Annotated in this window: 22 protein-coding genes; 13 read left to right on the forward strand and 9 right to left on the reverse strand. The window is 71.6% G+C overall.

Going from position 1 to position 26,512, the window contains the following annotated elements; genetic code table 11:
- The first annotated feature begins 43 nt into the window (after nt 1-43).
- Nucleotides 44-2,620, forward strand: a complete 2,577-nt coding sequence (gene pepN / locus ACWDZ7_RS07740) for an aminopeptidase N (protein WP_451795701.1) — start codon at nt 44-46, stop codon at nt 2,618-2,620.
- A gap of 558 nt (nt 2,621-3,178) precedes the next feature.
- Here pepN and ACWDZ7_RS07745 read toward each other — a convergent pair.
- The 3 genes from ACWDZ7_RS07745 to ACWDZ7_RS07755 all read right to left on the reverse strand — a co-directional run bounded on the left by ACWDZ7_RS07745 (nt 3,179) and on the right by ACWDZ7_RS07755 (nt 6,837).
- A complete protein-coding gene (locus tag ACWDZ7_RS07745; RefSeq protein WP_451795702.1) occupies nt 3,179-4,093 on the reverse strand; it encodes a LysR family transcriptional regulator in 915 nt (304 codons plus the stop codon).
- A 57-nt stretch (nt 4,094-4,150) separates the two neighbouring features.
- Entirely contained in the window at nt 4,151-5,149 is a 999-nt protein-coding gene (locus ACWDZ7_RS07750; protein ID WP_451795704.1) for a DMT family transporter, read from the reverse strand.
- A 110-nt stretch (nt 5,150-5,259) separates the two neighbouring features.
- Nucleotides 5,260-6,837, reverse strand: a complete 1,578-nt coding sequence (locus ACWDZ7_RS07755) for an FAD-dependent monooxygenase (RefSeq protein ID WP_451795706.1) — start codon at nt 6,835-6,837, stop codon at nt 5,260-5,262.
- Between the two features lie 105 nt (nt 6,838-6,942).
- Between ACWDZ7_RS07755 and ACWDZ7_RS07760 the strand changes: the two genes are divergently transcribed.
- Nucleotides 6,943-7,536, forward strand: a complete 594-nt coding sequence (locus ACWDZ7_RS07760) for a TetR/AcrR family transcriptional regulator (RefSeq protein ID WP_451795708.1) — start codon at nt 6,943-6,945, stop codon at nt 7,534-7,536.
- Between the two features lie 55 nt (nt 7,537-7,591).
- Here ACWDZ7_RS07760 and ACWDZ7_RS07765 read toward each other — a convergent pair whose 3' ends face one another.
- Genes ACWDZ7_RS07765 through ACWDZ7_RS07775 form a run of 3 tightly spaced genes read right to left on the reverse strand, consistent with a single transcriptional unit; the run spans nt 7,592 to nt 10,670 of the window.
- The gene (locus ACWDZ7_RS07765; protein ID WP_451795709.1) at nt 7,592-7,831 is read right to left on the reverse strand and encodes a hypothetical protein; all 240 of its coding nucleotides are present in this window, start codon (nt 7,829-7,831) and stop codon (nt 7,592-7,594) included.
- Between the two features lie 20 nt (nt 7,832-7,851).
- The gene (gene malQ, locus ACWDZ7_RS07770) at nt 7,852-10,410 is read right to left on the reverse strand and encodes a 4-alpha-glucanotransferase (RefSeq protein WP_451795710.1); all 2,559 of its coding nucleotides are present in this window, start codon (nt 10,408-10,410) and stop codon (nt 7,852-7,854) included.
- Nucleotides 10,410-10,670 carry a hypothetical protein gene (locus ACWDZ7_RS07775; protein ID WP_451795712.1) on the reverse strand — a complete coding sequence of 87 codons (261 nt, stop codon included), beginning with the start codon at nt 10,668-10,670 and terminating at the stop codon, nt 10,410-10,412. Before ACWDZ7_RS07775 ends, malQ begins: the two co-directional genes overlap by 1 nt.
- 407 nt (nt 10,671-11,077) lie before the next feature.
- On the opposite strand from ACWDZ7_RS07775, the gene ACWDZ7_RS07780 reads away from it, so the two are divergent.
- Nucleotides 11,078-14,284, forward strand: coding sequence for a beta-N-acetylglucosaminidase domain-containing protein (locus ACWDZ7_RS07780; protein ID WP_451795714.1), 3,207 nt, complete (start codon nt 11,078-11,080; stop codon nt 14,282-14,284).
- 84 nt (nt 14,285-14,368) lie between these two features.
- On the opposite strand, the gene ACWDZ7_RS07785 is transcribed toward ACWDZ7_RS07780, so the two are convergent.
- Nucleotides 14,369-14,905, reverse strand: a complete 537-nt coding sequence (locus ACWDZ7_RS07785) for an HNH endonuclease (protein WP_451795716.1) — start codon at nt 14,903-14,905, stop codon at nt 14,369-14,371.
- Between the two features lie 267 nt (nt 14,906-15,172).
- Between ACWDZ7_RS07785 and ACWDZ7_RS07790 the strand changes: the two genes are divergently transcribed.
- Nucleotides 15,173-16,312 (forward strand): mechanosensitive ion channel family protein, encoded by a 1,140-nt coding sequence (locus tag ACWDZ7_RS07790; protein ID WP_451795718.1) that lies wholly within the window; start codon nt 15,173-15,175, stop codon nt 16,310-16,312.
- A 294-nt stretch (nt 16,313-16,606) separates the two neighbouring features.
- Here the strand turns inward: ACWDZ7_RS07790 and ACWDZ7_RS07795 are convergent, their stop codons facing one another.
- Together ACWDZ7_RS07795 and ACWDZ7_RS07800 are read right to left on the reverse strand one after the other, a co-directional pair.
- The gene (locus tag ACWDZ7_RS07795) at nt 16,607-17,005 is read right to left on the reverse strand and encodes a hypothetical protein (protein WP_451795720.1); all 399 of its coding nucleotides are present in this window, start codon (nt 17,003-17,005) and stop codon (nt 16,607-16,609) included.
- Nucleotides 17,006-17,052: 47 nt separating this feature from the next.
- Nucleotides 17,053-17,511: an ATP-binding protein gene (locus tag ACWDZ7_RS07800; protein WP_451795722.1), complete on the reverse strand. Its 459-nt coding sequence runs from the start codon at nt 17,509-17,511 to the stop codon at nt 17,053-17,055.
- Between the two features lie 155 nt (nt 17,512-17,666).
- Between ACWDZ7_RS07800 and ACWDZ7_RS07805 the strand changes: the two genes are divergently transcribed.
- From ACWDZ7_RS07805 to ACWDZ7_RS07845, 9 genes are all read left to right on the forward strand, one after another.
- Nucleotides 17,667-18,548 carry a helix-turn-helix domain-containing protein gene (locus ACWDZ7_RS07805; protein ID WP_451795724.1) on the forward strand — a complete coding sequence of 294 codons (882 nt, stop codon included), beginning with the start codon at nt 17,667-17,669 and terminating at the stop codon, nt 18,546-18,548.
- A gap of 3 nt (nt 18,549-18,551) precedes the next feature.
- Nucleotides 18,552-18,731, forward strand: a complete 180-nt coding sequence (locus tag ACWDZ7_RS07810; protein ID WP_451795726.1) for a DUF397 domain-containing protein — start codon at nt 18,552-18,554, stop codon at nt 18,729-18,731.
- Between the two features lie 162 nt (nt 18,732-18,893).
- Nucleotides 18,894-19,541, forward strand: coding sequence for a Uma2 family endonuclease (locus tag ACWDZ7_RS07815; RefSeq protein WP_451795728.1), 648 nt, complete (start codon nt 18,894-18,896; stop codon nt 19,539-19,541).
- Between the two features lie 196 nt (nt 19,542-19,737).
- Nucleotides 19,738-20,934: an ROK family transcriptional regulator gene (locus ACWDZ7_RS07820; protein WP_451795729.1), complete on the forward strand. Its 1,197-nt coding sequence runs from the start codon at nt 19,738-19,740 to the stop codon at nt 20,932-20,934.
- 71 nt (nt 20,935-21,005) lie between these two features.
- A complete protein-coding gene (locus ACWDZ7_RS07825; protein ID WP_451795730.1) occupies nt 21,006-22,346 on the forward strand; it encodes an ABC transporter substrate-binding protein in 1,341 nt (446 codons plus the stop codon).
- A gap of 14 nt (nt 22,347-22,360) precedes the next feature.
- Nucleotides 22,361-23,296 carry a carbohydrate ABC transporter permease gene (locus ACWDZ7_RS07830; RefSeq protein ID WP_451795732.1) on the forward strand — a complete coding sequence of 312 codons (936 nt, stop codon included), beginning with the start codon at nt 22,361-22,363 and terminating at the stop codon, nt 23,294-23,296.
- A 27-nt stretch (nt 23,297-23,323) separates the two neighbouring features.
- Nucleotides 23,324-24,229, forward strand: a complete 906-nt coding sequence (locus ACWDZ7_RS07835) for a carbohydrate ABC transporter permease (protein WP_451795734.1) — start codon at nt 23,324-23,326, stop codon at nt 24,227-24,229.
- An 8-nt stretch (nt 24,230-24,237) separates the two neighbouring features.
- Entirely contained in the window at nt 24,238-25,503 is a 1,266-nt protein-coding gene (locus ACWDZ7_RS07840) for a 6-phospho-beta-glucosidase (protein ID WP_451795735.1), read from the forward strand.
- Nucleotides 25,494-26,489, forward strand: a complete 996-nt coding sequence (locus ACWDZ7_RS07845; RefSeq protein ID WP_451795737.1) for an N-acetylglucosamine kinase — start codon at nt 25,494-25,496, stop codon at nt 26,487-26,489. The genes ACWDZ7_RS07840 and ACWDZ7_RS07845 overlap by 10 nt, the downstream gene beginning before the upstream one ends.
- Nucleotides 26,490-26,512 lie beyond the last annotated feature (23 nt).

Raw genomic sequence — 26,512 nt, forward strand, 5'->3', positions numbered from 1 at the left:
GTGCAAAACCCCGTACCGAACCCGTATCCGAGGAGATGACCGCGTGCCCGGCACCAATCTGACCCGCGAAGAAGCGCAGCAGCGGGCGAAGCTGCTGACCGTTGACTCGTACGAGATCGACCTCGATCTCTCCGGAGCACAGGAGGGAGGCACCTACCGGTCCGTGACCACGGTGCGCTTCGACTCCGCGGAGGCGGGCGCGGAGACCTTCATCGACCTGGTGGCCCCCGCGGTCCACGAGGCCGTCCTGAACGGCCGCTCGCTGGACGTGGCCGCCGTGTTCCGCGACTCGCGCATCGCGCTGAAGCACCTGGAGGCGGGCCCCAACGAGCTGAAGGTCGTCGCCGACTGCGACTACACCAACACCGGTGAGGGCCTGCACCGCTTCGTCGACCCGGTCGACCAGCAGGCGTACCTCTACACGCAGTTCGAGGTGCCCGACGCGCGCCGCGTCTTCGCGAGCTTCGAGCAGCCGGACCTCAAGGCGACGTTCCAGTTCACGGTGAAGGCACCGAGCGGCTGGACGGTCGTCTCCAACTCGCCGACGCCCGAGCCGAAGGGCCCCGACGGCAACGTCTGGTCCTTCGAGCCGACGCCGCGCATCTCCTCGTACATCACGGCCCTGATCGTCGGCCCGTACCACTCGGTGCACTCCTCGTACGAGGGTCCGAACGGCCAGTCGGTGCCGCTCGGCATCTACTGCCGCCCCTCGCTCGCCGAGTTCCTCGACTCGGACGCGATCTTCGAGGTGACGCGGCAGGGGTTCGACTGGTTCCAGGAGAAGTTCGACTACGCGTACCCGTTCGCGAAGTACGACCAGCTCTTCGTCCCGGAGTTCAACGCGGGCGCGATGGAGAACGCGGGCGCGGTGACCATCCGCGACCAGTACGTGTTCCGTTCGAAGGTGACGGACGCGGCGTACGAGACGCGCGCGGAGACCATCCTCCACGAGCTGGCCCACATGTGGTTCGGCGACCTGGTGACGATGGAGTGGTGGAACGACCTCTGGCTGAACGAGTCGTTCGCGACGTACACGTCCATCGCCTGCCAGGCGTACGCGGAGGGCTCGCGCTGGCCGCACTCCTGGACGACGTTCGCCAACTCCATGAAGACATGGGCGTACCGCCAGGACCAGCTGCCCTCGACGCACCCGATCATGGCGGACATCCGCGACCTGGACGACGTCCTCGTCAACTTCGACGGCATCACGTACGCGAAGGGCGCGAGCGTCCTCAAGCAGCTGGTCGCCTACGTCGGCATGGACGAGTTCTTCCGGGGCGTGCAGGCGTACTTCAAGCGGCACGCGTTCGGCAACACGCGCCTGTCCGACCTGCTCGGCGCCCTTGAGGAGACCAGCGGGCGCGACCTGAGGACGTGGTCGAAGAAGTGGCTGGAGACGGCGGGCATCAACGTGCTGCGCCCGGTCGTGGACGTCGACACGCGGGGCGTCATCACGTCCTTCGCCGTCAAGCAGGAGGCTCCCGCGCTGCCCGCGGGCGCGAAGGGCGAGCCGACGCTGCGGCCGCACCGGATCGCGATCGGCCTCTACGACGTGGACGAGGCGTCCGGCAAGCTGGTCCGCACGGAGCGTGTGGAGCTGGACGTCGACGGTGAACTGACGGCGGTGGACGCACTGGTGGGCAAGGCCCGCCCGGCGGTGATCCTCCTCAACGACGACGACCTCTCGTACGCCAAGGTCCGCCTGGACAGCGAGTCCCTCGCCTTCGTCACGGACCACATCGGCGACTTCGAGGCGTCGCTGCCGCGGGCGCTGTGCTGGGCCTCGGCCTGGGACATGACGCGCGACGCGGAACTCCCGACGCGGGAGTACCTCTCCCTGGTCCTGTCCGGCATCGGCAAGGAGTCCGACATCGGCGTCGTGCAGTCGCTGCACCGGCAGGTGAAGCTGGCGCTCGACCTGTACGCGGCGCCGGCGGGCCGCGAGGCGGCGCTGGCGCGCTGGACGGAGGCGGCCCTGGCCCACCTCCGCTCGGCGGTACCGGGCAGCGACCACCAGCTGGCGTGGGCACGGGCCTTCGCGGCGACGGCCCGCACGGACGCCGAGCTGTCGCTCCTGGAGCGGCTGCTCGACGGCACGGAGTCGATCGACGGCCTGGCCGTCGACACGGAACTCCGCTGGGCGTTCGTGAGCCGGCTCGCGGCGACGGGACGCCTCGACGAGGCGGGGATCGCGGCGGAGCTGGAGCGGGACAAGACGGCCGCGGGCGAACGCCACGCGGCGTCGGCGCGGGCGGCGCGGCCTACGGAGGAGGCCAAGGCCGAGGCGTGGGCCTCGGTCGTGGAGTCCGACTCCCTGCCCAACGCGATCCAGGAGGCGGTGATCGGCGGCTTCGTCCAGACGGACCAGCGGGAGCTGCTGGCGCCTTATGCCGGGAAGTTCTTCGCCGCGGTCAAGGAGGCGTGGGACTCCCGCTCCCACGAGATGGCCCAGCAGATCGCCATCGGCCTCTACCCGACCCTCCAGGTCTCCCAGTCCACCCTGGACGCCACGGACACCTGGCTCGCCTCGGCGAACCCGTCATCGGCCCTGCGCCGCCTGATCACGGAGTCGCGGGCGGGGGTGGAGAGGGCGCTTCGGGCACGGGCCGTCGACGCGTAGCCCTCGGGCCGGGCGGGGGAGCGGTTCCTCTTGGGCTCCGGTCGGGGGTCTGCCGGGGTCTCCCGGCGGGTCTGCCGGGCGGGGTCTGCCGGGCGGGGTCTGCCGGGCGGCGATGACTCGCCGTCATCGACTGCGGGCCGTCGCCCACGACCCCGCCGCTTCGCGGCGGACGTCTCCCACCCACCCACCCGTTCACCCCGCATGGGCCGGGAACCCTCCCGGCCTCCGACAGTTCTCGGCCGCGGGCCAACGGGTGGGTCGGGTGGGAACGACCCGCGGGCGACGACACAGCAACCTGACGGATGCCGGGCAACGGGCGGGTGGGTGGGAGACGACCGCGCGCAGCGCGGGACAGGGCGGGGACAGCCCGCGGGCGACGACACGGCCACCTGACAGACGCCGGGCAACGGGCGGGTGGGTGGGAGACGGCCGCGCGCAGCGCGGGACAGGGCGGGGACAGCCCGCGGGCGACGACACGGCCACCTGACAGACGCCGAGTAACGGGCGGGCGGGAGCGGGGCGCGCGCAGCGTGGGGCGCGGGCCGTGGGCGGCGGGGGCTACGGCACGGGGCGCCCCGGGACCGCCGCGCGGAGGGCGTGGAGGACACGGGAGACGGCCGCCCCACCGGCGGCCCCACACCGCACCGCTGCCACCACATGCCGCCGAGGCCGCTCCGCCCCCAGATCCCGCATGACGACGCCGTCACGGCGTACCGCCGCCATCCGCGGCACCAGCGCCACCCCCATCCCCGCCTCCACCATCGCGAGGATCGCCGTCCACCCGGACGCGGAATGCGCCTGCTCGGGCGTGAACCCGGCCCCTTCGCACGCCGCCCGCGTGATCTCCGACCAGGGCCCGCTGCCCCCGAAGATCCACGGCTCCCCGGCCAGATCAGCGAGCCGGAGACCCTCCGTCGCCGCCAGCGGATGGCCGCCGGGCAGCGCCACGTCCAGCGGGTCGGCGACGAGCGACTCCCGGGTGAAGCGGGTGTCCGCGTCGGGCGACGCGGGCGCCTGCACCGCGAGGGACAGGGCGACGTCCACCTCCCCGGCCGCGAGAAGTTCGTACGCCTCCGCCGCCTCGGTCTCCCGTACGCGTACGGAGATCCCCGGCGCCGCCTCCCGCAGCGCCCGCACCGCGGGCACGACGAGCGCGGGCACGGCGGTGGAGAAGGCCCCCACCCGCACCTCCCCGGCCTCGCCCTGAGCGTACGCGGCCAACTCAGCGTCGGCCCGCTCCAGTTGGGCGAAGACCGCTTCCGCGTGCCGCAGCACGAGGTGCGCGGCATCCGTGAGCCGGACCCGGCGGCCGTGGGCCTCCAGGAGCGGTACGCCCAGCTGCTTGGCGAGGTTGGACAGTTGCTGCGACACCGCCGAGGGCGTCATCCGCAGCACCTGCGCCGTCGCCGTGACGGTGCCCCGCTCGCTCAACGTACGCAGGATCTGCAGTTTCTTGATGTCCCACTCGCTCATGGAGCCAACGTACCGACTGGCCGGGAGAGCCGTTCCCACGAGGCCGCGCCCCCGGCCCTACTTCGCGCGGGCCGCCGTGCCGAGCACGACCCCGCCGAGGATCAGGCCCATGCACAGCACCTGGAGCCACCCCATCGCCTCACCGAGCAGCGCGAAGGAGAGCAGGGCCACGCAGACGGGCTGGAGGTAGTAGATGACGCCGGCGCGTGCGGCGCCGATGATCGAGATGGCCTTGTTCCAGGCGAAGAAGGCGATCGCCGACGACACCACGCCCACGTAGAGGAGCGGGGAGACCGTGCCGACGGTCGGTTCGAAGCCGCCCTGCGTGGCGTAGCTGGCCACGAAGACCGGCAGCAGCATCAGCGCGCCGAGCACGAACGTCGAGAAGAGGAAGGGCAGTCCGCCGATCGCCGCGGGCCTGCGCTTGAGGAGCGCGCTGTAGGAGCCGAACGAGAGCGCCCCCGCGATCACCCACAGGTCACCGACCGCGAAGTCCATGGCGAGGGAGCCCTTGCTGACCAGGAGCAGTACGCCGGCGCAGGCGACGAGCATGCCCGCGACGCGACGCGCGCCGAGCCGGACGCCGCCGACGCGTTCGTAGACGGCCATGAGGACGGGCGAGGCGGCCATGATCATGCCCATGTTGCCCGCGGTGGTCGTCATGCCGGCCTGGTTCACCAGCGTGTTGTAGACGGTGACGCCCAAGAGGGAGGCGAGGAGCAGGAAGCGGAGGTGCTCGCGGAGCAGGTGCCGCTGCCGCCAGGTCTCCCGCGCCGCGAACGGCGCCACCGCCGCGATGGCGATGATCCAGCGCCAGAAGGCGTGCTGGATGGGCGGGACGCTGTCGTGCAGGGCCCGGGAGGTGACGAAGCTGCCCGACCAGACGACGGTGGCGAGGGCCGCGAGGGCGAGGCCGGCACCGATGGGGCGCGCGACGCTCGCCGTGGCGGTCGGCGCACTAGGGGTGGGGGTGGGGGCGGGGGTCCGGTCGAGGACGGCCACGAGGTATCCCTTGCCTCTCTCCCCGGCACTGCGGGGGGTCTCGGTCTCGGTCATGTGCGGACCACCGTCGCAGCCCGGATCACATCACGTCCATCGAAACTTTCAGCCATTTACTTGAAGCAGAACTGAACGATCGTCCGATCGACGCGCCCCCAGGCGAACCCTCACCCGGCCAAGCCCCACTCCCCCAGCCCCGCCTCCACCGCCCCGGCGTCCGCTTCCTCCGCGGCCCACGCCACATATCCGTCGGGCCGCACCAGCACCGTCGTGCGGCGCGCGCTCGCCCAGTGCGCCGACACCGCGCATCCCTCCGCCGCGTACTCCACGCCCTGAGGGGCGATGAGCACGAACTCGCCCGCACGCAGGGCTTCGTAGAGCCGCCCCTCCTTGAGTACGACATCGGGGGCCCGGCGCCCGACGAGGCGGTGGGCGCCCTTCGGGGCCGGGTAGCCGATGCCGATGCCGGTGATCTGGCCGACCGCCTTGGTCCGCACCGGACGCACGTGGTTCACGACGGCGGCGAGCGCGGCGCGCGCGGCCAGCGTCCACGGGTGCTTGGCCATCGCGAGCCTGACGAGCCCGCCGCTGCTGCGCAGGACCGCTCTGCCGACCGGATGCCGCTCGGCCTCGTAGCTGTCCAACAGGCCGTCCGGGGCTCGGTCGTTGACGGCGGCGGCCAGCTTCCAGCTGAGGTTCGCGGCGTCCTGGAGACCCGTGTTCATGCCCTGCCCACCGGCCGGGGAGTGGACATGCGCGGCGTCCCCGGCCAGGAAGACCCGCCCCACGCGGTATGCGGGTGCCTGCCGCTCGTCGCTGTGGAAGCGGGACATCCACCGGGCGTCGTGCATCCCGAAGTCGCGGCCGAGCGCCTGCCGTACGACGCTCCTGACCTCGTCGAGGGTGAGCGGCTCGCTGTCGGGGACGTCGCGGGTGCGGTTCCAGCCGATGACGCGGTGGTAGCCGTCGGCGAAGGGCGCGATGAAGGCGAAGGCGTCACCGACGGTGTTGACGGTGAGCAGGGTCGGGGGCTTCTCGGCGAGCTTGACGTCGGCGAGGAAGAGCGAGCGGATGACGGACTTGCCGGGGAAGGGCAGCCCGACCGCCTGGCGCACCCCGCTGTGCAGGCCGTCCGCGCCGACGGCGTAGGCGGCGCGCAGGGCGCCCGACCCGCCATCGGGGCCGCGCACTTCGAGCGTCACGCCGTCCGTGTCCTGGGTGAGCCCCGCGACCTCGGTCCCGTACGCGAACCGCACCCCGGCGTCGGCCGCGCGCCGCTCCAGGACGCGTTCGACCTCGTACTGCGGCAGGACGAGTACGTGACGGAAGCGGGAGGGCAGGTTCGCGAGGTCGAGCGTGAGGCGGCCGAAGAGGCGGAGCCTGTCGAGCGGCCGCCCTTTCGCCTCCAGCTCGTCGGCGAGGCCCCGCGCGTCGAGCTGCTCCAGGGTGCGGGCGTGCACGACCATCGCGCGGGAGAGGTTGCTGATGCCGCGTGCCCGCTTCTCGACGAGGGTGACGGGGACGCCCGCGGCGGCGAGGTCCCCCGCGAGGAGCAGCCCGGTGGGGCCGGCGCCCACGACCGCGACACCGCGCTCCCTCCGGCTCGCGCCCTCGCTCCTCCTGGCGCCGGGGCTCTCGCTGGCGCTGGCGCTCTCGCTTGTGCCGGGGCTCTCGCTTGTGCCGTCGTACTCGGTGGTGCCGTCGTGCTCGGTGGTGCCGTCGTGCTCGGTGGTCGTACCGTTCATGGCCGCCTCCTGATGCCGATGCCAACACCTGTTGGTCAACGCTTGTTGGCCAACGTAGGACCGCCGCTATGGACTGTCAACAGGTGTTGGCCTACGTTTGTTGGCATGACCGAGAACACTCCCGTCGCCCCCGCGTCCGACGCGCCGCCCCGCCGCTCCGACACCACCCGCGCGGGCATCCTCGCGGCGGCCCGCGAGCGGTTCGCCGCCGACGGGTACGAGCGCGCCACGATCCGCGCCATCGCCAGGGACGCGAACATCGACCCGTCGATGGTCATGCGCTACTACGGCAACAAGGAGGGCCTCTTCGCGGCCGCCACCTCGGTCGATCTGCGGATGCCGGATCTCACGCGGGTGCCGCGCGAGGACGTGGGACAGATCCTCGTCGGGCACTTCCTGAACCTCTGGGAGGACGCGGGCGTGCTCACCGCGCTGCTGCGCGTGGGCATCACCAATCAGGCGGGCGCCGAGCGCATGCGGAAGATCTTCGCCGAGCAGTTGCTGCCCGTCGCGCGCGAGGTCTGCCCCGATCCGGACGCGGCGCCGGCGCGGGCCGCGCTCTGCGCCGCGCAGCTGATGGGCCTCGCGCTGACGCGGTACGTGCTGCGGTTCCCGCCGTCGGCCGCGCTGACGCGGGAGGAGATCACGGCCTGGCTGGCGCCGACCCTCCAGCGCTACCTGACGGCCGAGCGGCCGTGAAGATGCGGGCCGTGAAGATGCGGGCCGTGAAGGCGCAGGCCGTGAAAGTGTGGCGTCAGCCCTGCTTCTGCTGCTTGCGCGACTTGTCGCCGACCATCACGAGGCCCGCGATCAGCAGGAACAGCACGATGGGCGCGGCGACATAGAGGCCGAGCGTTTCGATGACACTCAGACGGGGGCCCGGGTCGTCGCCGTCGTCGCGCGTGAGCGCGAGCGCGGGGGACGACATGAGCAGCATCATCAGCGTCGTGCCGGAGGCCAGGGCGCCGGCGCGCAGAGCGTTCTTCTTGTCCACGGTGCCAACGTAGCGAACTCCTAAACGGGTCGCGCGCCCGGGGGTGCCGTACGGGACGTGTCGCGCTTCTCCTCAGCCTGCTGGACGTCGGTCCGCCGGACGTCGGTCTGCCGGAAGACGGCCATGAGCGCGTGCAGGCGCGGGGAGGCGGCGAGGTCCTCCAGGGTGACGGGGCGTCCGGTGGCATCGGCGATCGGCAGGCGCCAGTTGGGGTACTCGTCCCAGGTGCCGGGGAGGTTCTGCGGGCGGCGGTCGCCGACCGCGTCCGGCAGCCAGATGCCGAGCATGCGGGCCGGCGTGGCGAGCAGGAAGCGGTGCACGGCGCGGATCTCGTCCTCCTCGCAGCCCATGCCGCCGGGCAGCATGCCGAGCCGCGAGAGCAGGCCCAGCCACTCGCGTACGTCGGCGGCGGCCTCGGACTGCTCCTCCGCCAGGGGGCGGGTCAACAGGCCGAGGTCGTGGCGGAGTCGGACGTGCTCACCGGTGAGGCGGGCGGCGGTCGGCGGCAGGTCGTGCGTGGTGGCGGTGGCCACGCAGTCCGTACGCCACTTCGCGGCGGGCAGCGGGCGGCCCGTGCCGGCCCAGTCCCGTTCGAACCAGAGGACCGAGGTGCCGAGCACTCCGTGTTCGCGCAGCGTGTCGCGCACGCCGGGCTCGACGGTGCCGAGGTCCTCGCCGATGACGAGGGCGTCGGCGCGGTGTGCCTCCAGGGCGAGTACGGCGAGCATCGCCTCGGCGTCGTACTGGACGTACGTCCCTTCGGTGGGGTCGCGGCCCTCGGGGACCCACCAGAGGCGGAACAGCCCCATGACGTGGTCGATGCGCAGGGCGCCCGCGTGCCGGAGCAGGCCGCGCACGAGGGCGCGGTAGGGGGCGTAACCGGATGCGGCGAGGCGGTCCGGGCGCCAGGGCGGCAGGCCCCAGTCCTGGCCGCGCGCGTTGAACGCGTCCGGCGGCGCGCCGATGGTCATGCGCGGCGCGAAGTGCTCCTGCTGGGCCCAGGCGTCGGCGCCGCCGGGGTGTACGCCGACGGCGAGGTCGTGGACCAGGCCGATGTCCATGCCCGCCTCGCGGGCGGTGCGCTGGGCGGCGGCCAGTTGGGTGTCGGTGAGCCAGGCGAGGCGGCAGTGGAAGTCGACGCGGTCCATCAGCGCGCGCCGGGCGCGGGCGGTCGCGGGCGAGGACGGGTCGCGCAGGGGGGCGGGCCACGAGTGCCAGTCCGGGCCGTAGGCCTCGGTGAGGGCGTACCAGGTGGCGTGGTCCTCCAGGGCGGTGCCCTGTTCGGCGAGGAAGGCGTTGTAGGCGGCGCGGCGGCCGGGGCCGAGGGGGACCTCGTGGAGCAGTTCGAGGGCCTCGCGCTTGAGGGCCCAGACGGCGTCCCGGTCGATCAGCCCGCCCTCGCGAAGGACCGCCTCGCGCAGCCGCTCGGCCTCGCGGCGCAGGGCGTCCGCCCGGTCGCGGGCCCCGCCCGTCAGGTGGGCGAACTCCGGGACGGCCTCGACGCGCAGGTGTACGGGGTCGGGGAAGCGGCGGGAGGAGGGGCGGTACGGGGACGGGTCGCCGCCGGGGCCGTCCGGCGGGCTCGGCACGGCGGCGTGCAGGGGGTTGACCTGGACGAAACCGGTGTTCAGCACGTGCCCGGACCAGGCGGTCAGCTCGGCCAGGTCGCCGAGGTCGCCCATGCCCCAGGAGCGGCGGGAGAGGAGGGAGTAGAGCTGGACGAGGAGCCCGTGACTGCGGGTCGCCGGGGTTTTGATCCGGCGGGGGGCGGTGATGAGGTGGGCCCGCGCCTGTCTGCCGTCGCGGCTCTGTACGAGGATCGCGTGGACGCCTGCCGGCAACGTCACCCCGAACCCCGGCCCGCCCCCTCCGCCGCTCCGCGGCGGGCTCTCCCACCCACCCACCCGTTCACCCGGCGACTTCGACGGCCGGGTAGGGGCGGGGGCAGGGTTGCCCGGCGCCATCGAGGGCTGGGCGGGGGCAGGGTTGCCCGGCGACACCGACCGCTCGGTGGAGGCTGGTTTCCCCGGCGACGCCGACGGGTCGGCAGGGGCAGAGTTGCCCGGCGACACCAACGGATCGGCAGGGGCAGAGTTGCCCGGCGACGCCGACGCCTCGGTAGCGGCGGATTTGCCCGGCGACACCGACCGCTCAGTAGCAGCGGAAGCGTCCGGCGACACCGACCGCCCGCTAGCGGCGGCGGGCGAGGCACCCGGCGGCGATGGCTGCTGGGCCGGAGCACGCGGGCGGGAAGGAGGCTCGGCCGTCTCCCACTCGATCACCTCGCCCCCTTCCGTCTCCACCCGCACCCGCGTCCCCCGCGGCAGGCCCCGGAGAGCCGCCACCTCGGACAGTGGCTCGTCCGTCCAGGCGACCACCGTCGGGGGCAGGAGGCGCTCGGACAGGTGCGTCTCGCGCTCGGCGAGGGCGGCGCGGATCGCGTCGGGGGTGCTCGCGTCGACGCCCAGCGCGGCGAGGGCCGCGACGACCGCGGCATCGGAGGCGGGGAGGGTGCGCCCCGGAGACGGGGAGTAGGAGGTGGCGACGCCGTACGAGGCGGCCAGCCGGGAAAGGGCCATCAGACCCCCATGGAGTCCAGGCCCGAGGCCATACCGGTGGCGGTGGGCTCGCTGGTGAGCGGGGCGGCGTCCGTGAGGGGCGGCTCGCTGGTGAGCGGCGCGGCGTCGGCGAGCGGGGGCTCGCTGGTCAGGGGCGGCTCCAGGCAGCCGCAGGAGCAGGACCCGTTCAGGCCGGAGTCGGGGCTGGAGACCTGGCCCGGGAAGGGGACGGGCACCTGTTTGGAGAGGGCGGAGAGCAGAAGATTGGCGGAAGCGGCCACGTGGGAGCTCCTTGTCAGGGGGGTGGGTCACGGCAGCCCTACCCACTGCGCGGGGCCGCAGACGTATAGGTTGCACCAACGTGACCCTGGTCACAATCGATCCACCCGGGCGGGAGTTGTTTCCCCGGGGCCCTCCACGCCCCGGAAGATCGGGCTCCGGACCCGCGGCCGCCGGGAAGATGTCCACCGCGCGAAGGCACCCCGGGACCCCGCGCGGACGAACCGGATCCCTCCGGTCCGCGCAAGCTCCACGAAGAACCCCTCACCCCTCCTTCACTTTCGTTTCACTTCCGTTGACACCCTTGCCGCCTCAGTGGTGGGCTCACTGCCACACGTGATGTCAGGGGTTCCAGGGGCCCCGAAGGCAGCCCCGGAGAACGAGGACCGGAGAACAGGGAGAGGGCGGCGTGCAGTTGCGGCGCAGGAAAGGCGCGGTCGCCATCGCGGTCGCCGTCATCGCGGGTGCGCTCGGCGGCGCGCCCGGCGTCCTCGCGGCCCCGGGCACGCCCGACAGGCCCGGCGTTCCGGCCACGTCCCCGGACGGCGGCGCCGGCGCCAACGGCCGCAGAACCGACTCCGCACTGCCGTCCGTCTGGCCCCGCCCGCAGTCGATGAGCGCCGCGGGCAACGCCGTCACCGTGGGAGACGACGTCGTCCTCGTGACGACAGGCGACAGCGGGACCCACAAGGACAAGGGCAAGAACAAGGGCAAGGGCAAGGACGAGGGCAAGGACAACAAGAACAAGTCCGGCGACTCGGACCCGTACGACACCTACGACAGCTACGACACCTACGACCCTTACGCCCTGGACGCCCTCCGCACCCTCCTCCACGACACCGGCGCCCTCCGCGTCACCGAAGTGCGCGAAGGCGACCCGCTGCCCGCCGGGAGCACCCTCGTCGTCCGCGCCGGAGGCCCCGGCGCGGACCGGGCCCTGCGCGCCCTCGGCGCACGCGAGCGCGGCGATCTCCCCTCGGGCGGTTACCGCCTGGCCGTCGGCCGCGTCGACGGGCGGGACACCGTCGCCCTCGCGGGAGCCGGCGAGGACGGCCTCTTCCACGCGGTGCAGACCCTGCGGCAGCTCACCGGCGAGGCGAGCGTCGCGGGGGAGGCAGGCGCGAAGGAGACCCGGACACTCCCCGGCGTGCTGATCCGCGACTGGCCCGGCACCGCCGTACGCGGTCTGACCGAGGGCTTCTACGGCACCCCCTGGACCCGCGAACAGCGCCTCGCCCAGCTCGACTTCATGGGCCGCACCAAGCAGAACCGCTACCTCTACGCCCCCGGCGACGACCTCTACCGCCAGGCCCGCTGGCGCGAGCCCTACCCGGCGGACCAGCGCGCGGACTTCCGTGCCCTGGCCGCGCGCGCGAAGGCCAACCACACCACGCTGGCCTGGGCCGTCTCCCCCGGTCAGGCGATGTGCATGTCCTCCGACAAGGACGTCGAGGACCTCACCCGCAAGATCGACGCGATGTGGGCGCTGGGCGTGCGCGCCTTCCAGCTGCAGTTCCAGGACGTCAGCTACAGCGAGTGGCACTGCGAGCGGGACGCCGAGACGTTCGGCACGGGCCCGAAGGCCGCCGCGAAGGCGCAGGCCAAGGTGGCCAACGCCGTCGCCGCGCACCTGGCCGAGCGCCACCCGGACGCGAAGCCGCTCTCCCTGATGCCGACCGAGTACTTCCAGGACGGCACGACCGAGTACCGCGCGGCGCTCTCCGACCACCTGGACCGCCGTGTCGAGGTGGCCTGGACGGGCGTGGGCGTGGTCCCGAAGACCATCACCGGGCGCGAACTGGCGGGTGCCCGCGAGGCGTTCGGCCCGCACCCGCTGGTGACGATGGACAACTACCCCGTCAACGACTTCGCGCAGGACCGTATCTTCCTCGGCCCCTACACCGGCCGCCAGCCCGCCGTCGCCACCGGCTCGGCCGCCCTTCTCGGCAACGCCATGGAGCAGCCCGCCGCCTCCCGCATCCCGCTCTTCACGGCCGCTGACTACGCCTGGAACCCCCGCGCGTACCGCCCTCACGCGTCCTGGCTCGCCGCGATCGACGACCTCGCGGGCGGCGACCCGAAGGCGCGGGGCGCGCTGCGGGCCCTCGCCGGCAATGACGCCTCCTCCGTGCTCGGCGCCGACGAATCGGCGTATCTGCGGCCCCTCATGGACGGCTTCTGGCGTGCGCGTACGACGACGGACCGGGCCGGGATCGACGGTTCCGCGAAGCGTCTGCGCGCCGCGTTCGGCGTGATGCGGGAGGCGCCGCGGCGGCTCTCCGGCAGCGCGCTCGACGGCGAGGTGCGCCCCTGGATCGAGAAGCTGGCGCTGTACGGCGAGGCCGGTGAGCGGGCCGTCGACATGCTGCGCGCCCAGTCGCTCGGCGACGGCGCGGCCGCCTGGCGCGCCTCGCGTGAGCTGACGAAGCTCCGCGAGGAGCTGAAGGAGGCGAGCGGCGTCACCGTCGGCGAAGGCGTGCTGGACCCGTTCCTCGTCCGGGCGCAGAAGGCGTACGCGACCTGGGCGGGGACCGACAGCGAGCGCGCCTCCGACCGCGCGACGGCCCGGTTCGGCCGCGACCGCACGCTCGCGGCGGTCACGGCGCTGACCGATCCCGGCAGCAAGGGCAGCGTCGAGGTGCACGTGCCGGGCAGGGGCTGGCAGCGCGTCGGCACGCTCGCGAAGAGCGGCTTCACGGAGATCGACGTCACGGAGTTCGACGTCACGGAGATCGACGTCACGAGGCCCCACGACACGAGGCCCCACGACAAGGGGCCCCACGACAAGGGGCCCCACGGCCAGGCCACCGCCAAGGGCCTGCGTGCCGACGCCGTCCGCGTCGCCCTCACCGACGGCACGGTCCGCCATCTCGTCCCCTGGTACGCCGACTCCCCCGAGGCCCGCCTCTCCCTGGCCCGTACCGAGGCCGACGCGGAGATCGGCGGGAAGCCGCAGCGGGTCATGGCGAAGCTGCGCTCTCTGCGCCCGGGCAGTGTGCGCGGGAAGCTCGAAGCCAAGGTCCCCAAGGCCCCCAAGGGCGTCGAGGGCATCGAGGTGCGGGTGCCCGCGTCGACCACGCTGCCGCGCGGCACGGAGGTCGAGGTGCCGGTCGACATCACCGTTCCGGCGGACACGCGTTCAGGGACGTACGAGATCCCGGTCACGTTCGGCGACGAGACCCGGACGGTGTCGGTGCGCGCCTTCCCGCGGACGGCGGGCCCGGATGTGGCGCGCGGCGCGAAGGCCTCGTCGTCCGGCGACGAGACGGAGGACTTTCCGGCGTCTGCCGCCAACGACGGCGACCCGTCGACGCGCTGGTCGTCGCCGGCGAAGGACGGCGCGTGGTGGCAGGTGGAGCTCGCGGAGCCGGTCAGGCTGGGCCAGACCGTGCTGCGCTGGCAGGACGCGTACGCCGCCGGGTACCGCGTGCAGACGTCGGCCGACGGCAGGACGTGGCGCACGGCGGCGACCGTGAAGGACGGCAAGGGCGGCCGCGAGGCGATCCGTATGGACGCGCGTGAGACGCGTTACATCCGCGTGCAGGGCGACAAGCGGGCCACGCGCTTCGGCTACTCGCTCTGGTCGGTGGAGGCGTACGCGGTCGCCGACGAGTAGCGACCGCGCACGGCATCCGCGTACGAGCCGTACGTGCGCAGGAACAAAGGCGTACGCACATACAACAAAGGCCCGGATCGATTGCTAGGCGGAAATGCCATCGATCCGAGCCATCGCGTCGTCCGCGCCGAACGGCTGCAAGTACGGCAGCCAGCGCGGATCCCTATGTCCGGTCCCGATGATGCGCCACGCGAGGCCCGAGGGCGGCGCGGGCTTGTGCCGCAGCCTCCAGCCCAGCTCCAAGAGATGCCGGTCGGCCTTGACGTGGTTGCAGCGGCGGCAGGAGGCCACCACGTTGTCCCAGGCGTGCTGGCCGCCCCGGCTCTTCGGAATGACGTGGTCGACGCTGGTTGCGACGCCACCGCAGTACATGCACCGACCGCCGTCACGGGCGAACAGCGCCCGCCTGGTCAGAGGAACGGGCCCCCTGTAAGGGACCCGGACGAACCGCTTGAGGCGGACCACGCTGGGTGCGGGGACGGTGCGAGTCGCGCTGTGCATGAAGGCGCCGGATTCCTCGAGGCAGAGAGCCTTGTTCTCCAGGACGAGGACGAGCGCGCGGCGGAGCGGTACGACGCCGAGAGGCTCGTACGACGCGTTGAGGACCAGGACATGCGGCACGGATGCCTCCTTGTACGCCGGCGGCGCGTGGCTCGCGCCGGGACGATCTGGCTGTCAGTCTCCCCTCATGCCTGGTCGTAGCGCCACCATGTGCCGGTAACGGGCTCGAAGTGTTTTCGACCACAGCGGCGCCGTACCGGCACGTCATCTGGTTCTTGCCCAGGTGAGCACCGTCTCTCCCTCGAACATGACAACGATCCACACACAATGCCCCGTTAGTGTGGTGTGTCTGCCCGGTCCCCCCGGTCCCCACGTCGATGACTTCTCATGAGTCCTCGTCCGCCGGGCAGGCCGCGATACCTGGAGGTACCTGCCGTGCTCTTGTCCGTCCTGTCGGCAGCCGGAACGGACCCGGACGACACGCCGAAGCCGAAGCCGCCCACGTTCGAGGACGCCCAGGAGAGCGCCACGAACGCGGCGAGCTGGGTCGAGCAGAACTGGTCCGCGTGGCTCGGCATCGGCCTGCGCATCGTGCTGATCATCACGATCGCGATCGTCCTGCGCATCCTGGTCCGGCGCGCCATCACCAAGCTCATAGACCGCATGAACCGCACGGCGAACGCCGTGGACGGCACGGCGCTCGGCGGGCTCCTGGTGAACGTGGAGCGCCGCCGCCAGCGCTCGCAGGCGATCGGTTCGGTCCTGCGCTCGGTGGCGTCGTTCCTGATCCTCGGCACGGCCGCGCTGATGGTCCTCAGCGCCTTCGAGATCAATCTGGCCCCGCTGCTCGCCTCGGCGGGTGTGGCGGGCGTCGCGATCGGCTTCGGCGCCCGCAACCTCGTCACGGACTTCCTCTCCGGTGTCTTCATGATCCTTGAGGACCAGTACGGGGTCGGCGACACGATCGACGCGGGTGTCGCCTCCGGCGAGGTGATCGAGGTCGGCCTGCGCGTCACCAAGCTGCGCGGCGACAACGGCGAGATCTGGTACGTCCGCAACGGCGAGGTCAAGCGGATCGGCAACCTCTCCCAGGGCTGGTCCACGGCGGGCGTCGACGTGACGGTCCGCCCCGACGAGGACCTCGACAAGGTGAAGGCGGTCCTCACGGAGGTCGGGGAGGCCATGGCGAAGGACGAGCCGTGGAACGAGCGTCTGTGGGGCCCGGTGGAGATCCTCGGCCTGGACAGCGTCCTCCTGGACTCCATGGTGGTGCGCGTCGCGGCGAAGACGATGCCGGGCAAGTCCCTGGGCGTCGAGCGGGAGCTGCGCTGGCGCATCAAGCGGGCGTTCGACGAGGCGGACATCCGCATTGTGGGCGGCCTGCCGCTCTCCGCCGAGGAAACGGCCGCAGCCCCCGACCCTTCGGCGGGCGTGGCGGCCCCCTCCGCCTACGCCTCGGCGACGTCCCCCCAGTCCCTGGCGACGGCCCCGATCACGCCGCCTCCGCCGCCGAATCTCGCGAAGTAGTCCTTGTTGCTCGTACGTCGGTGGGGGCGCCCGGAGAAGTCTTCCGGGCGCCCCCACCGACGTACGAGGCCGACCGCGAGCGGGCCCACCGCCCGTCAGCCGAACCAGCTCACTTGAACGACCACGATCCGCTGGCCGCGCACATCCGTCAGATACGTGAGCATGAGCAGTCCTCGGCCTCATCCCGCACTCCGGGGCCTTGCCCCGTGTAGGCGGCGCCCTCCAGAAAGACCATGGACTCACGGACCGCAATCTCATTCGCCAGGCGCTCGACTTCGCCCCGCGCCTCGTCGGTCAGCCCGTCGAGGAGATCTTCCCGAAACTCCTCCCAGTGCCAGTCAGCCACCGGATTACCTCTCGATGCGCCGCGCGCACGATGTCTCCGGCCTCGCGGATCGCCCGGTCCCGCTCCGCCGGATCCGCGCTGTCGATTGCCGCCTCGGCGGCGTGCAGACGGCGGGCTGTCTCGGGGTGCCGTTCGATCTCGACGACCACGCCCCACTGCCGGTAGAACATCCGGATCGGTACGACGCTGTCCTCGTCCCCTGCCCGTACGAAGGCCTGCTGCAGGTCCTCGAAGAACTCGGGAAGCCGGGACGGAACCACCGTGGCCACAGCCTGGCGGAGCGCCGGGAGCGTGAGCTCGGGGCGGTCAATGAGCGGACGGTCCCCGCCCGCGTACGGCATGGTCATCGGCCGTCCCTTCTGCTCGTCGAGCGCCGTTCCGGCACACGCCCACGCTAGCGCCATTCGCGTCGCGCCTTCTCGGTGACGGCGAGATCCCACTCCGCGTACACCGCCTTCCCGACGACCCTCGGTTCCCACCCCCAGCGATCGGCCAGCGCCGCCACCAGCAGCAGCCCCCGCCCGAACTGGTCCTCCCCCACCGCCGGGCGCGGACTCGGCAGCCGCTCGCCCCGCGGATCGGTCACCTCCACGCGGAGGGCGCCCGCGCTGAGACCGACCCGTACGCGAATCAGCCGCTCGCGCAGGCTGCCGTGGAGCAGGGCGTTGGTCATCAGCTCGGAGAGGACGAGCGCGGCGTCACCGGCGAGCCCGGGGCGCCCCCACTCGGCGACGAGGCGGGCGGTCCTGCGGCGGGCGAGGGTGACGCTGCGGGGCTGGGCGGGGTAGTCGAGGCGGTCCTCGTGGAGGAGGGGCGGCTGGGGCGCCGGGCCTGAGCGGGCGGGTTCGGCCATGGTGGGGCGCACCTCCTGGCGCCAGGGCCGCTGAGTCAGCGGTTGAGTACGGAAGGTAGTGACAAGTTCGTCATAAGCGCAATCCAATCGGGGAAGTTCTTCCCCAAGGGGTGAACAGTGTCGACTTGCCATGCCGACGGGGACACACTGTGACCGTGACGCGATCCACTCAGCAGACCGGTGCCCGCGCATCAACTGTTCTGGGACGCAGGCTCGGTGGCGAGCTACTGCGCCTGCGCAACGCCGCGGGGAAGACGCAACAACAGGCCGCCGAGTCCATCAACGCCACGGGCACGAAGATCGTGAAGATGGAGCGGGGATGGGTCCCGATGCGTGACCCCGACATCCGCGTGCTGTGCGAGTTTTATGGGCTGGAGGACCGCAAGGCCGTTGCCCGGTTGCTGGAGTTGGCGAAGCTGGACCGCGAAAGGCGTAGGGCCAAGGGGTGGTGGCGCCACACGCCCACTCCTGGTGGGATGCCCGAATACATCGCCATGGAGCAAGCCGCGACCTACATCCGCAACTGGCAGCCCTCATTGGTTCCGGGCCTGCTCCAAACGCCCGAGTACACCCGCTCACTCGGCGTGAGCGAAGGCTTTTGGGACACCCCGGACGACATTGAACACGGGGTCGAGGTCAAGCAGAAGCGTCAGCAACGACTCTTCGCCGAGCAGGCCCTCCAGCTGTACGCGGTGATCTGGGAAGCGGCACTGCGCCAACAGATCGGGGGCGTCGAAGTGATGCGCGCCCAGCTCGAACGCTTGCTGGAACTCACCGAGTTGCCGAATGTACACCTGCAAGTACTGCCCTTTCGGGCGGGCGCGCACCCGTGCATCGCAGGCCCCTTCAGCATCGTCTCTTTCGAAGAGGCCGAGGCCCTCGACGTAGTCCAGTCGGACACCGTGTCGGGCATGGCCTGGGTCGAGAACGAGGCAGAGTGCCGCACGTACAGCGACCGCTTCGACCGCACCGCTCGCCTCAGCCTGGCCCCGCGCGACTCCACCACCCTTATCGACAGCCTACGCAAGGAAATGTGACCCATGCCCGAGTTCATCTTTACGAAGTCCAGCTACAGCACGGCCAACTACGAATGCGTCGAAGTAGCCGCCAACGTGCCCGAAACCGTCGCCATACGCGACTCCAAGGACCCGGGCCCCGACGCCCCGATACTCCGCCTGAGCCCCGCAGCCTGGGCACACTTCACAGCGTCGCTGCACTGAACCCGGCCGGTGGTGGACGGTTACCGGGAGGGGCCGCCCACGCGCACCCGTTCGGGTGAGCGGTTCTCGATCTTCCCGGTCCGCGAGGAAGGCGCCGCCCATGCTCCCGTTGGGGCACCCGGAACGGGCGTAGCCTGGCATCAGCGGCAGGGAGGACCAGCGATGAGCGCCGATCCCATCACCGAGCCGAGCACGCTGCCGCAGCAGGACCCCATCGATCTACTGATCGCGTTCGAAGAGGCATCCCAGGTGCCGATTCGTCCCGAGTACTTCGAGGGGATGGGCATCGTGCCACCACAGCCCGATGACGAGCACAACCACGAGGCAGCGGAGATCTACTTCCAGCTTCGCTCCGCGGGCATCCACCTGGCCGGCTTCGGCAACCGCTACCGCATCGGCCCGAGAGGCGGCCGCACCACCGCTCTGGTGATCCCCGACTTCTACGTGCGCCGCCGCAGGCCCAGCGAGCTCGACGAGTCCTACCGCAAGGCCCATAAAGGCTGGTACCCCATCGAGCTGCTCACCCTCGTCGGCGAGGTCACCTCCAGCAACCACGAGACCGACACCGGACCGAAGTACCGCAGCTACGCCACCGCGGGCATCCCTCTCTACGTGCTGCTCCACCGCCAGCAGGGCAAGGCGTTCGCGTACTCCGACCCGGCCCAGGAGGGCGAGCCGGCCGAGGCCCGCTACGCCACCAAGGTCGAGGTGGAGCTGGGGCGCCCGCTGCCGCTCCCCGCGCCCTATCCGAAGCTCGACACGGCGTTCCTCGTGGAGGACATGGAGGACACGGAGGACACGGAGGAATAGGACACCGCGCCGCACCCCGTGCAACACCCCGCCCCCACAGGTAACGACTTGGTTGCCGCGGGGGCGTTCGCTATTGACGGCCCATTCACGCCAGCCTTACGGTCCTCACGAATTGGAAAGTTTCCTAACAGTTAACCGGCAGCAGGCAACCGGCAACGGGCAGCAGGCAACCGGGAGGCGAAGGGCAGGTGCCGTCATGGCAGCAGCAGGGAGCACCCCGGGAGCCCCGGGTATCCCCGGTACCCCCCGCGTCCTGCGCGCCATGAACGACCGCGCCGTGCTGGACCTCCTCGTCACCCACGGCCCCCTCACCCGTACCCGCATCGGCGAGCTGACCGGCCTCTCCAAGCCCACCACCTCCCAGCTCCTCGGGCGGCTCGAAGCGGCCGGACTCGTGCACACGACCGGCAGCCTCAGCGGGCGCCCGGGGCCGAACGCCCTGCTGTACGAGATCGACCCCGGCGCCGGGCACGTCGCCGCGCTGTCCGCCGATCCGACCGGCATCACCGCGCTCGTCGCCGACATCACCGGCACCGTCCTCGGCCGGGAGCGCGTGGAGGCGGACCCCGACGGGCGCGCCGCCGAGGACGTGCCCCACCGCACCGCCCAACTGGTCACGGACGCCGTCGACGGGGCGCTGCGCCAGGCGGGCCTCGGCCACGGCGACCTGCGGGCCGCCGTCATCGGCACCCCCGGCGCCATCGACCCGCACACCGGCCAGCTGCGCTACGCCCCGCACCTGCCGGGCTGGCACTCCCGCACCCTGCGCGACGACCTCGCCGCGGTGCTCGGCACGCCGGTCGTCATCGAGAACGACGTCAATCTGGCCGCGGTCGCCGAGCAGTACGAGGGCGCCGCCCAGGATCACGACAATTACGTACTGACCTGGCTCGACGAGGGAGTCGGCGCCGCCATCGTGCTCGGCGGCACCCTGCTGCGCGGCGCCACCGGCGGCGCGGGCGAGATCGGCTACATGCCGCTGCCGGGCGCCCCGCTGGCCAGAGGCGGACCCGAGGCGACCTGTGGGCCCGACGGGGGCGGCGGCTTCCAGAGCCAGGTCTCCGCGCCGGTCGTCCGCGCGCTCGCGGGCCCCGACGCGACGCTGACGGAAGCCCTCGCCGACGACGCCGTCCTCGGCGAGGTCGCCCGCCGCCTCGCCACCGGCATCGCCGCGGTCATCGCCGTCGTCGACCCCGAGCTTGTTGTGCTGTCCGGCTCGGTGGCCCAGACGGGCGGCGACAAGCTGCGCCTGCGCGTCGAGGAGGAGCTGACCGGGCTCGCGCTGCCCCGCCCGCAGGTCCGCGTCAGCGAACTCGACGGCGACCCGATCCTCACCGGCGCCCTCCGCTCCGCCCTCACCCAGGCCCGCGACCAGGTCTTCGACACGGCCTGAGCCACCCCGACACCCCGACGCCCCGACACCCTTCGTACGGAACACCCCCTCCCCCGTAAAGGAAGTCCGCCATGCCGCGATGGCGCATGCCCACCTGCGCGTCCGCGGCGCTCGCCGCAGCCGGTCTGTTGCTCTCCGGCTGCGCCAACCCGAGCGTCGGCAGCGCGAACGACGACCCGACCAAGCCGGTCACGCTGAAGTTCTGGCACGGCTGGGCCACGCCCGGCGAGGTCAAGGCCGTCGACGACAGCATCGAGCGGTTCGAGGAGCTGCACCCCAACATCGAGGTGGAGTCGACGGGGAACGTCACCGACGCCACCGTCAACCAGGCCCTGCGCGCCGGCGGCGACAAGGCCCCGGACGTGGTGTCGTCCTTCACCACCAACAACGTCGGGCAGTACTGCGACTCAGGGATGTGGGTCGACCTCGACCCGTTCATGAAGAAGACGGGCGTGGACAAGCGGAAGGTGTTCCCGAAGACGCTTCTCGACTACACCAGTTATGAGGGCAATCAGTGCGCCCTTCCCCTCCTCGCCGACGCCTTCGGCATGTACTACAACAAGGACGCCTTCGAGGAGGCGGGCATCAAGCGCCCGCCCCGGACCATGTCCGAGTTCGAACGGGACGCCAAGAAGCTGACCGTGCGCAGCGGCAAGGACTCGTACAAGCGGGTCGGGTACATGCCCAACTTCCGGCTGTACCAGAACAGCCCGGACCGGCTCTTCGCGCAGTGGGGGCCCACGTACTTCGACGCGGACGGCAGGTCGCGGCTGGCCGAGGAGCCGGCGACGTACAAGTTCCTGAAAACCGCGCGGCAACTCGCCGACGCGCAGGGCGGCTTCGACGACCTGGAGAAGTTCCGGCTGACCTTCGGCGATGAGATGTCGAGCCAGAACGGCTTCCTGACAGGGAAGCTCGCCATGCATCTCGACGGCGAGTGGCGCGGGCTCATGCTCAAGGACGCCAAGGCGGAGTTCGACTGGGGGGTCGCGCCGCTGCCCGTCCCCGACGACCAGGCCGACACCTACGGGCGCGGCTTCATCACCGGCACGGTGGCCGGCATCGCGCACAGCAGCAAGCACCAGAACGCGGCGTGGGAGCTGGTGAAGTTCCTGACCACGGACACCGACCAGGTCGTGGACTTCGCCAACGCCATCCACAACGTGCCGTCCACGTACGCGGCCCTCAAGTCGCCGCGCCTTGACGCCGACCCGACCTTCCGCGCCTTCTTCGACATCCTGGAGAACAAGCACAGCGAGGCCCTGCCGCCCTCCACGAACGGCGGCGCGTACGTCGTCTCGCTGATGGACTTCGCGTACTCGGTGGAGGCCGGGCGCGTCCCCGGTCTGCGCGGGGGCCTACGGAAGCTCGACGACCAGATCGACGCCGACACTCTCCAGTCGAAGAGCTGAGGAGCCCCCGAGTCATGGCACTTTCCCTCTCCAACCCGGCGCGCCGCAGACTGCGCACGCTCGGTTTCCTCTCCCCCTGGCTGGTCGGTTTCAGCGTCTTCTTCGCGTATCCGCTGATCGCGACCGTCTACTTCTCGTTCATGCACTACAACCAGATCAAGGAGCCCACCTTCGTGGGCCTGCGGAACTGGAAGTACGTGTTCGAGCAGATGCCACTGTTCGGGCCCGCCCTGTGGAACACCCTGTGGCTGGTCGTGATCATGGTGGCGCTCCGGGTGGTCTTCGGGCTCTCGCTCGGGCTGCTCATCACGAAGATCAAGACGGGCGCCGGGTTCTTCCGTACCGCCTTCTACCTGCCGTATCTCGCTCCGCCGGTCGCCGCCACCGTCGCGTTCGTCTTCCTGCTCAATCCGGGCTCGGGGCCGGTCAACGAGATCCTGGGCGCGGTCGGCGTATCCGCGCCGAACTGGTTCAACGACCCCGACTGGGCCAAGCCCTCTCTGGTGCTGCTCTCCCTGTGGGGCATCGGCGACCTGGTGGTGATCTTCATGGCCGCGCTGCTCGACGTGCCGAAGGAGCAGTACGAGGCGGCCGAGCTGGACGGCGCCGGGGCGTGGGCCAGGTTCCGGTACGTCACCTGGCCGTCGATCACACCGATCGTGATGTTCGCGGTGGTCACCGGCGTCGTGCAGACCATGCAGTACTACACACAGGCCCTGGTCGCGGGGAAGGTCGCCTCCGGAGTCTCCATCGGCCCCGGTTCGGTGATCCAGCCCGGCTACCCGGAGCACTCGACCCTCACGGTCCCCCAGCTCGTCTACTCGATGGGCTTCCAGAACTTCAACACCGGCGCGGCGTGCGTGCTCTCGCTCGTGCTCTTCGCCATCGCCATGGCCGTGACGACGCTCCTGATGCGCAAGCGCTCCGGGCTGCTCGCGGCGGACGACTGAGAACTGAGAACTGAGGACCGAGGACTCATGACGACTACCGCTCTCAGCGCGCCGGCCGCACCCCAACGCACCGCCCCGCTCCGGGGCCCCGCCGCCGCCCGCGCCCGCCGCAAGCGGATCCTGCACTGGATCGCCGTACACAGTGTGGCCATCGCGGTCGCGCTGCTCTTCGTACTGCCGTTCGTCTTCGTCTTCCTGACGTCGGTGATGAGCGACTCCCAGGCGATGAGCGGCGACCTGTGGCCCGACTCCTGGCACTGGTCCAACTACAGGACGGTGTTCGACACACCGGGCTTCCTGGAGTGGTGGCGCAACTCCCTGCTGTACGCGGGTCTCGGCACGCTGCTCACGGTCTGCTCGGCGATACCCGTGGCGTACGCGCTCGCGAAGTTCCGCTTCCGGGGCCGGCGCACCGCGATGCTGCTCGTCATCTCGACGATGATGCTGCCGCCTCAGGTCATCGTGATCCCGATGTACCTGGTGTGGGCGCAGCAGCTGCACCTGTCGGGCACGCTGTGGCCGCTGATCATCCCGATGGCGTTCGGCGACGCGTACTCGATCTTCCTCCTGAGGCAGTTCCTCCTCACCATTCCCAAGGAGTACATCGAGTCGGCGAAGGTCGACGGCTGCGGTGAGTTCCGTACGCTCGTCAAGATCGTCGTGCCGATGGCCAAGCCGGGCATCGCCGCCATCGCGCTCTTCCAGTTCTTCTACTGCTGGAACGACTACTTCGGGCCGCAGATCTACGCGGCTCAGAACCCCGGCGCCTGGACACTGTCGTACGGCCTCGAATCCTTCAAGAGCGCCCACAGCGTCAACTGGAACCTGACCATGGCCGCGACGCTGCTCGTCATGGCGCCGGTCATCGCCGTCTTCTTCTTCGCACAGAAGGCCTTCGTCGAAGGCGTCACCCTCACCGGAGTAAAGGGCTGAGACACGCAATGAAGCTCGCAGTGGTCGGCGGAGGGTCGACCTACACACCCGAACTCATCGACGGATTCGCTCGTCTGAGGGACACCCTGCCGATCGAGGAACTCGTTCTCGTCGACCCGGCCGCCGACCGTCTGGAGCTGGTGGGCGGCCTCGCGCGGCGCATCTTCGCCAAGCAGGGGCACTCCGGCCGCGTCGTCACCACGTCCGACGTGGACGCGGGCGTCGCCGACGCCGACGCGGTCCTTCTGCAACTGCGCGTCGGCGGGCAGGCGGCCCGCGACCAGGACGAGACATGGCCGCTGGAGTGCGGCTGCGTCGGCCAGGAGACGACCGGCGCGGGCGGGCTCGCGAAGGCACTGCGCACGGTGCCCGTCGTCCTGGACATCGCCGAGCGCGTACGCCGGACCAACCCGGAAGCCTGGATCATCGACTTCACCAACCCGGTGGGCATCGTCACGCGGGCCCTGCTCCAGGCCGGGCACAAGGCCGTCGGGCTGTGCAACGTGGCGATCGGCTTCCAGCGGAAGTTCGCGAAGCTGCTCGATGTCGCGCCGGGCGAGGTGCACCTCGATCACGTGGGGCTCAATCACCTCACCTGGGAGACGGGCGTACGTATCGGGGGTCCCGGTGGCGGTGACGTACTGCCGAAGCTGCTCGCCGAGCACGGCGACGCGGTCGCCGAGGATCTGCACATGCCGCGCGAGATCGTCGACCGGCTCGGTGTCGTGCCCTCGTACTACCTGCGCTACTACTACCAGCACGACGCGGTGGTCGAGGAGCTGCGGACCAAGCCGTCGCGCGCCGCCGAAGTGGCCAAGATGGAACGTGAGTTGCTGAAGATGTACGGCGACCCGACGCTCGACGAGAAGCCGGAGCTGCTCGCCAAGCGCGGCGGCGCCTTCTACTCGGAGGCGGCCGTGGACCTGGCGGCGTCGCTGCTCGGCAACGGCGGCAGCCCCTACCAGGTGGTGAACACCGTCAACAACGGCACGCTGCCGTTCCTCCCCGACGACGCGGTCATCGAGGTGCAGGCCACGGTGGACGGCACGGGCGCCAAGCCGCTCGCCGTGCCCGCACTCGACCCGCTGTACTCGGGTCTCGTCGCCCACGTCACCGGCTACGAGGACCTGGCGCTCCAGGCGGCCCTGCACGGCGGCCGCGACCGCGTCTTCAAGGCGCTGCTCGCCCATCCGCTGGTCGGGCAGTACGCGCACGCGGAAGCGCTCACCGACCGCCTGATCGCGCACAACCGGGAGCACCTGGCGTGGGCGTAGGCACGAGCGTGCTCGCGATCGACGCGGGCAACAGCAAGACCGACGTCGCGGTGGTCGCGGCCGACGGGCGGGTCGTCGGCGCGGCCCGCGGCGGCGGGTTCCAGCCGCCCCAGGTCGGTGTCGAGCCGGCGGTGGACGTGCTCGCGGACGCGGTGACGCGGGCGCTCACCGAGGCGGGCGTCGACTCCGTGGGCCATGTGTCCGCGTGCCTGGCCAATGCCGACCTCCCGGTGGAGGAGCGGGAGTTGGCCCAGGCGCTTCGGCGGCGCGGCTGGGGCACGTCCGTCGACGTCCACAACGACACGTTCGCCGTGCTGCGCGCCGGGCTCCTGGAGGACGCGGAGCCGCGGGGCGTCGCCGTGGTGTGCGGGGCGGGCATCAACTGCGTGGGCATGCTGCCGGACGGACGCACCGCCCGCTTCCCCGCGATCGGCCGGATCTCCGGCGACTGGGGCGGGGGCGGCGGCCTCGCCGAGGAGGCGCTGTGGCACGCGGCACGGGCCGAGGACGGCCGCGGCGGGCCGACCGCGCTGCGGGTCGCGCTGCCCGCGCACTTCGGACTGCCGTCCATGTACGCGCTGATCGAGGCGCTGCACCTGGGGCGCATCGCCCCCGTCCGGCGGCATGAGCTGACGCCGGTGCTCTTCGCCGTCGCGGCGGCGGGCGACGCGGTGGCGCGCTCGCTGGTGGACCGGATGGCCGACGAGGTCGTCGCCATGGCCACCGTGGCCCTGGACCGCCTGGACCTGCTCGGCGAGGAGACCCCGGTCCTCCTCGGCGGCAGCGTCCTCGCGGCGCGCCACCCCCAACTGGACGACCGTGTGCGCGCCCTGCTCGCCGAGCGCGCACCGAAGGCGGAGCCGCGGGTGGTCGCCGCCCGTCCGGTGCTGGGCGCGGCGCTGCTGGGACTGGACCGGGCGGGGGCGCCTACCGGGGTGCACGCCCGGGTGCGGGGGCACTACGAAGGCGGCGCGCACCGGCGCTGACGGCGGTTCCCGCACGCGCCGTG

This window comes from Streptomyces sp. NPDC003032, assembly GCF_053591415.1.

Excerpts from the sequence above, each read along its gene's own strand:
- ACWDZ7_RS07825 (WP_451795730.1), top strand. The coding sequence starts at position 21,006 with ATGCCGCGATGGCGCATGCCCACCTGCGCGTCCGCGGCGCTCGCCGCA.
- ACWDZ7_RS07790 (WP_451795718.1), top strand. The coding sequence starts at position 15,173 with ATGAGTCCTCGTCCGCCGGGCAGGCCGCGATACCTGGAGGTACCTGCC.
- ACWDZ7_RS07760 (WP_451795708.1), top strand. The coding sequence starts at position 6,943 with ATGACCGAGAACACTCCCGTCGCCCCCGCGTCCGACGCGCCGCCCCGC.
- ACWDZ7_RS07800 (WP_451795722.1), bottom strand. The coding sequence starts at position 17,511 with ATGGCCGAACCCGCCCGCTCAGGCCCGGCGCCCCAGCCGCCCCTCCTC.
- ACWDZ7_RS07755 (WP_451795706.1), bottom strand. The coding sequence starts at position 6,837 with ATGAACGGTACGACCACCGAGCACGACGGCACCACCGAGCACGACGGC.
- ACWDZ7_RS07830 (WP_451795732.1), top strand. The coding sequence starts at position 22,361 with ATGGCACTTTCCCTCTCCAACCCGGCGCGCCGCAGACTGCGCACGCTC.
- malQ (WP_451795710.1), bottom strand. The coding sequence starts at position 10,410 with ATGGCCCTTTCCCGGCTGGCCGCCTCGTACGGCGTCGCCACCTCCTAC.
- ACWDZ7_RS07815 (WP_451795728.1), top strand. The coding sequence starts at position 18,894 with ATGAGCGCCGATCCCATCACCGAGCCGAGCACGCTGCCGCAGCAGGAC.
- ACWDZ7_RS07810 (WP_451795726.1), top strand. The coding sequence starts at position 18,552 with ATGCCCGAGTTCATCTTTACGAAGTCCAGCTACAGCACGGCCAACTAC.
- ACWDZ7_RS07820 (WP_451795729.1), top strand. The coding sequence starts at position 19,738 with ATGGCAGCAGCAGGGAGCACCCCGGGAGCCCCGGGTATCCCCGGTACC.
- ACWDZ7_RS07840 (WP_451795735.1), top strand. The coding sequence starts at position 24,238 with ATGAAGCTCGCAGTGGTCGGCGGAGGGTCGACCTACACACCCGAACTC.
- ACWDZ7_RS07750 (WP_451795704.1), bottom strand. The coding sequence starts at position 5,149 with ATGACCGAGACCGAGACCCCCCGCAGTGCCGGGGAGAGAGGCAAGGGA.
- ACWDZ7_RS07795 (WP_451795720.1), bottom strand. The coding sequence starts at position 17,005 with ATGACCATGCCGTACGCGGGCGGGGACCGTCCGCTCATTGACCGCCCC.
- ACWDZ7_RS07835 (WP_451795734.1), top strand. The coding sequence starts at position 23,324 with ATGACGACTACCGCTCTCAGCGCGCCGGCCGCACCCCAACGCACCGCC.
- ACWDZ7_RS07745 (WP_451795702.1), bottom strand. The coding sequence starts at position 4,093 with ATGAGCGAGTGGGACATCAAGAAACTGCAGATCCTGCGTACGTTGAGC.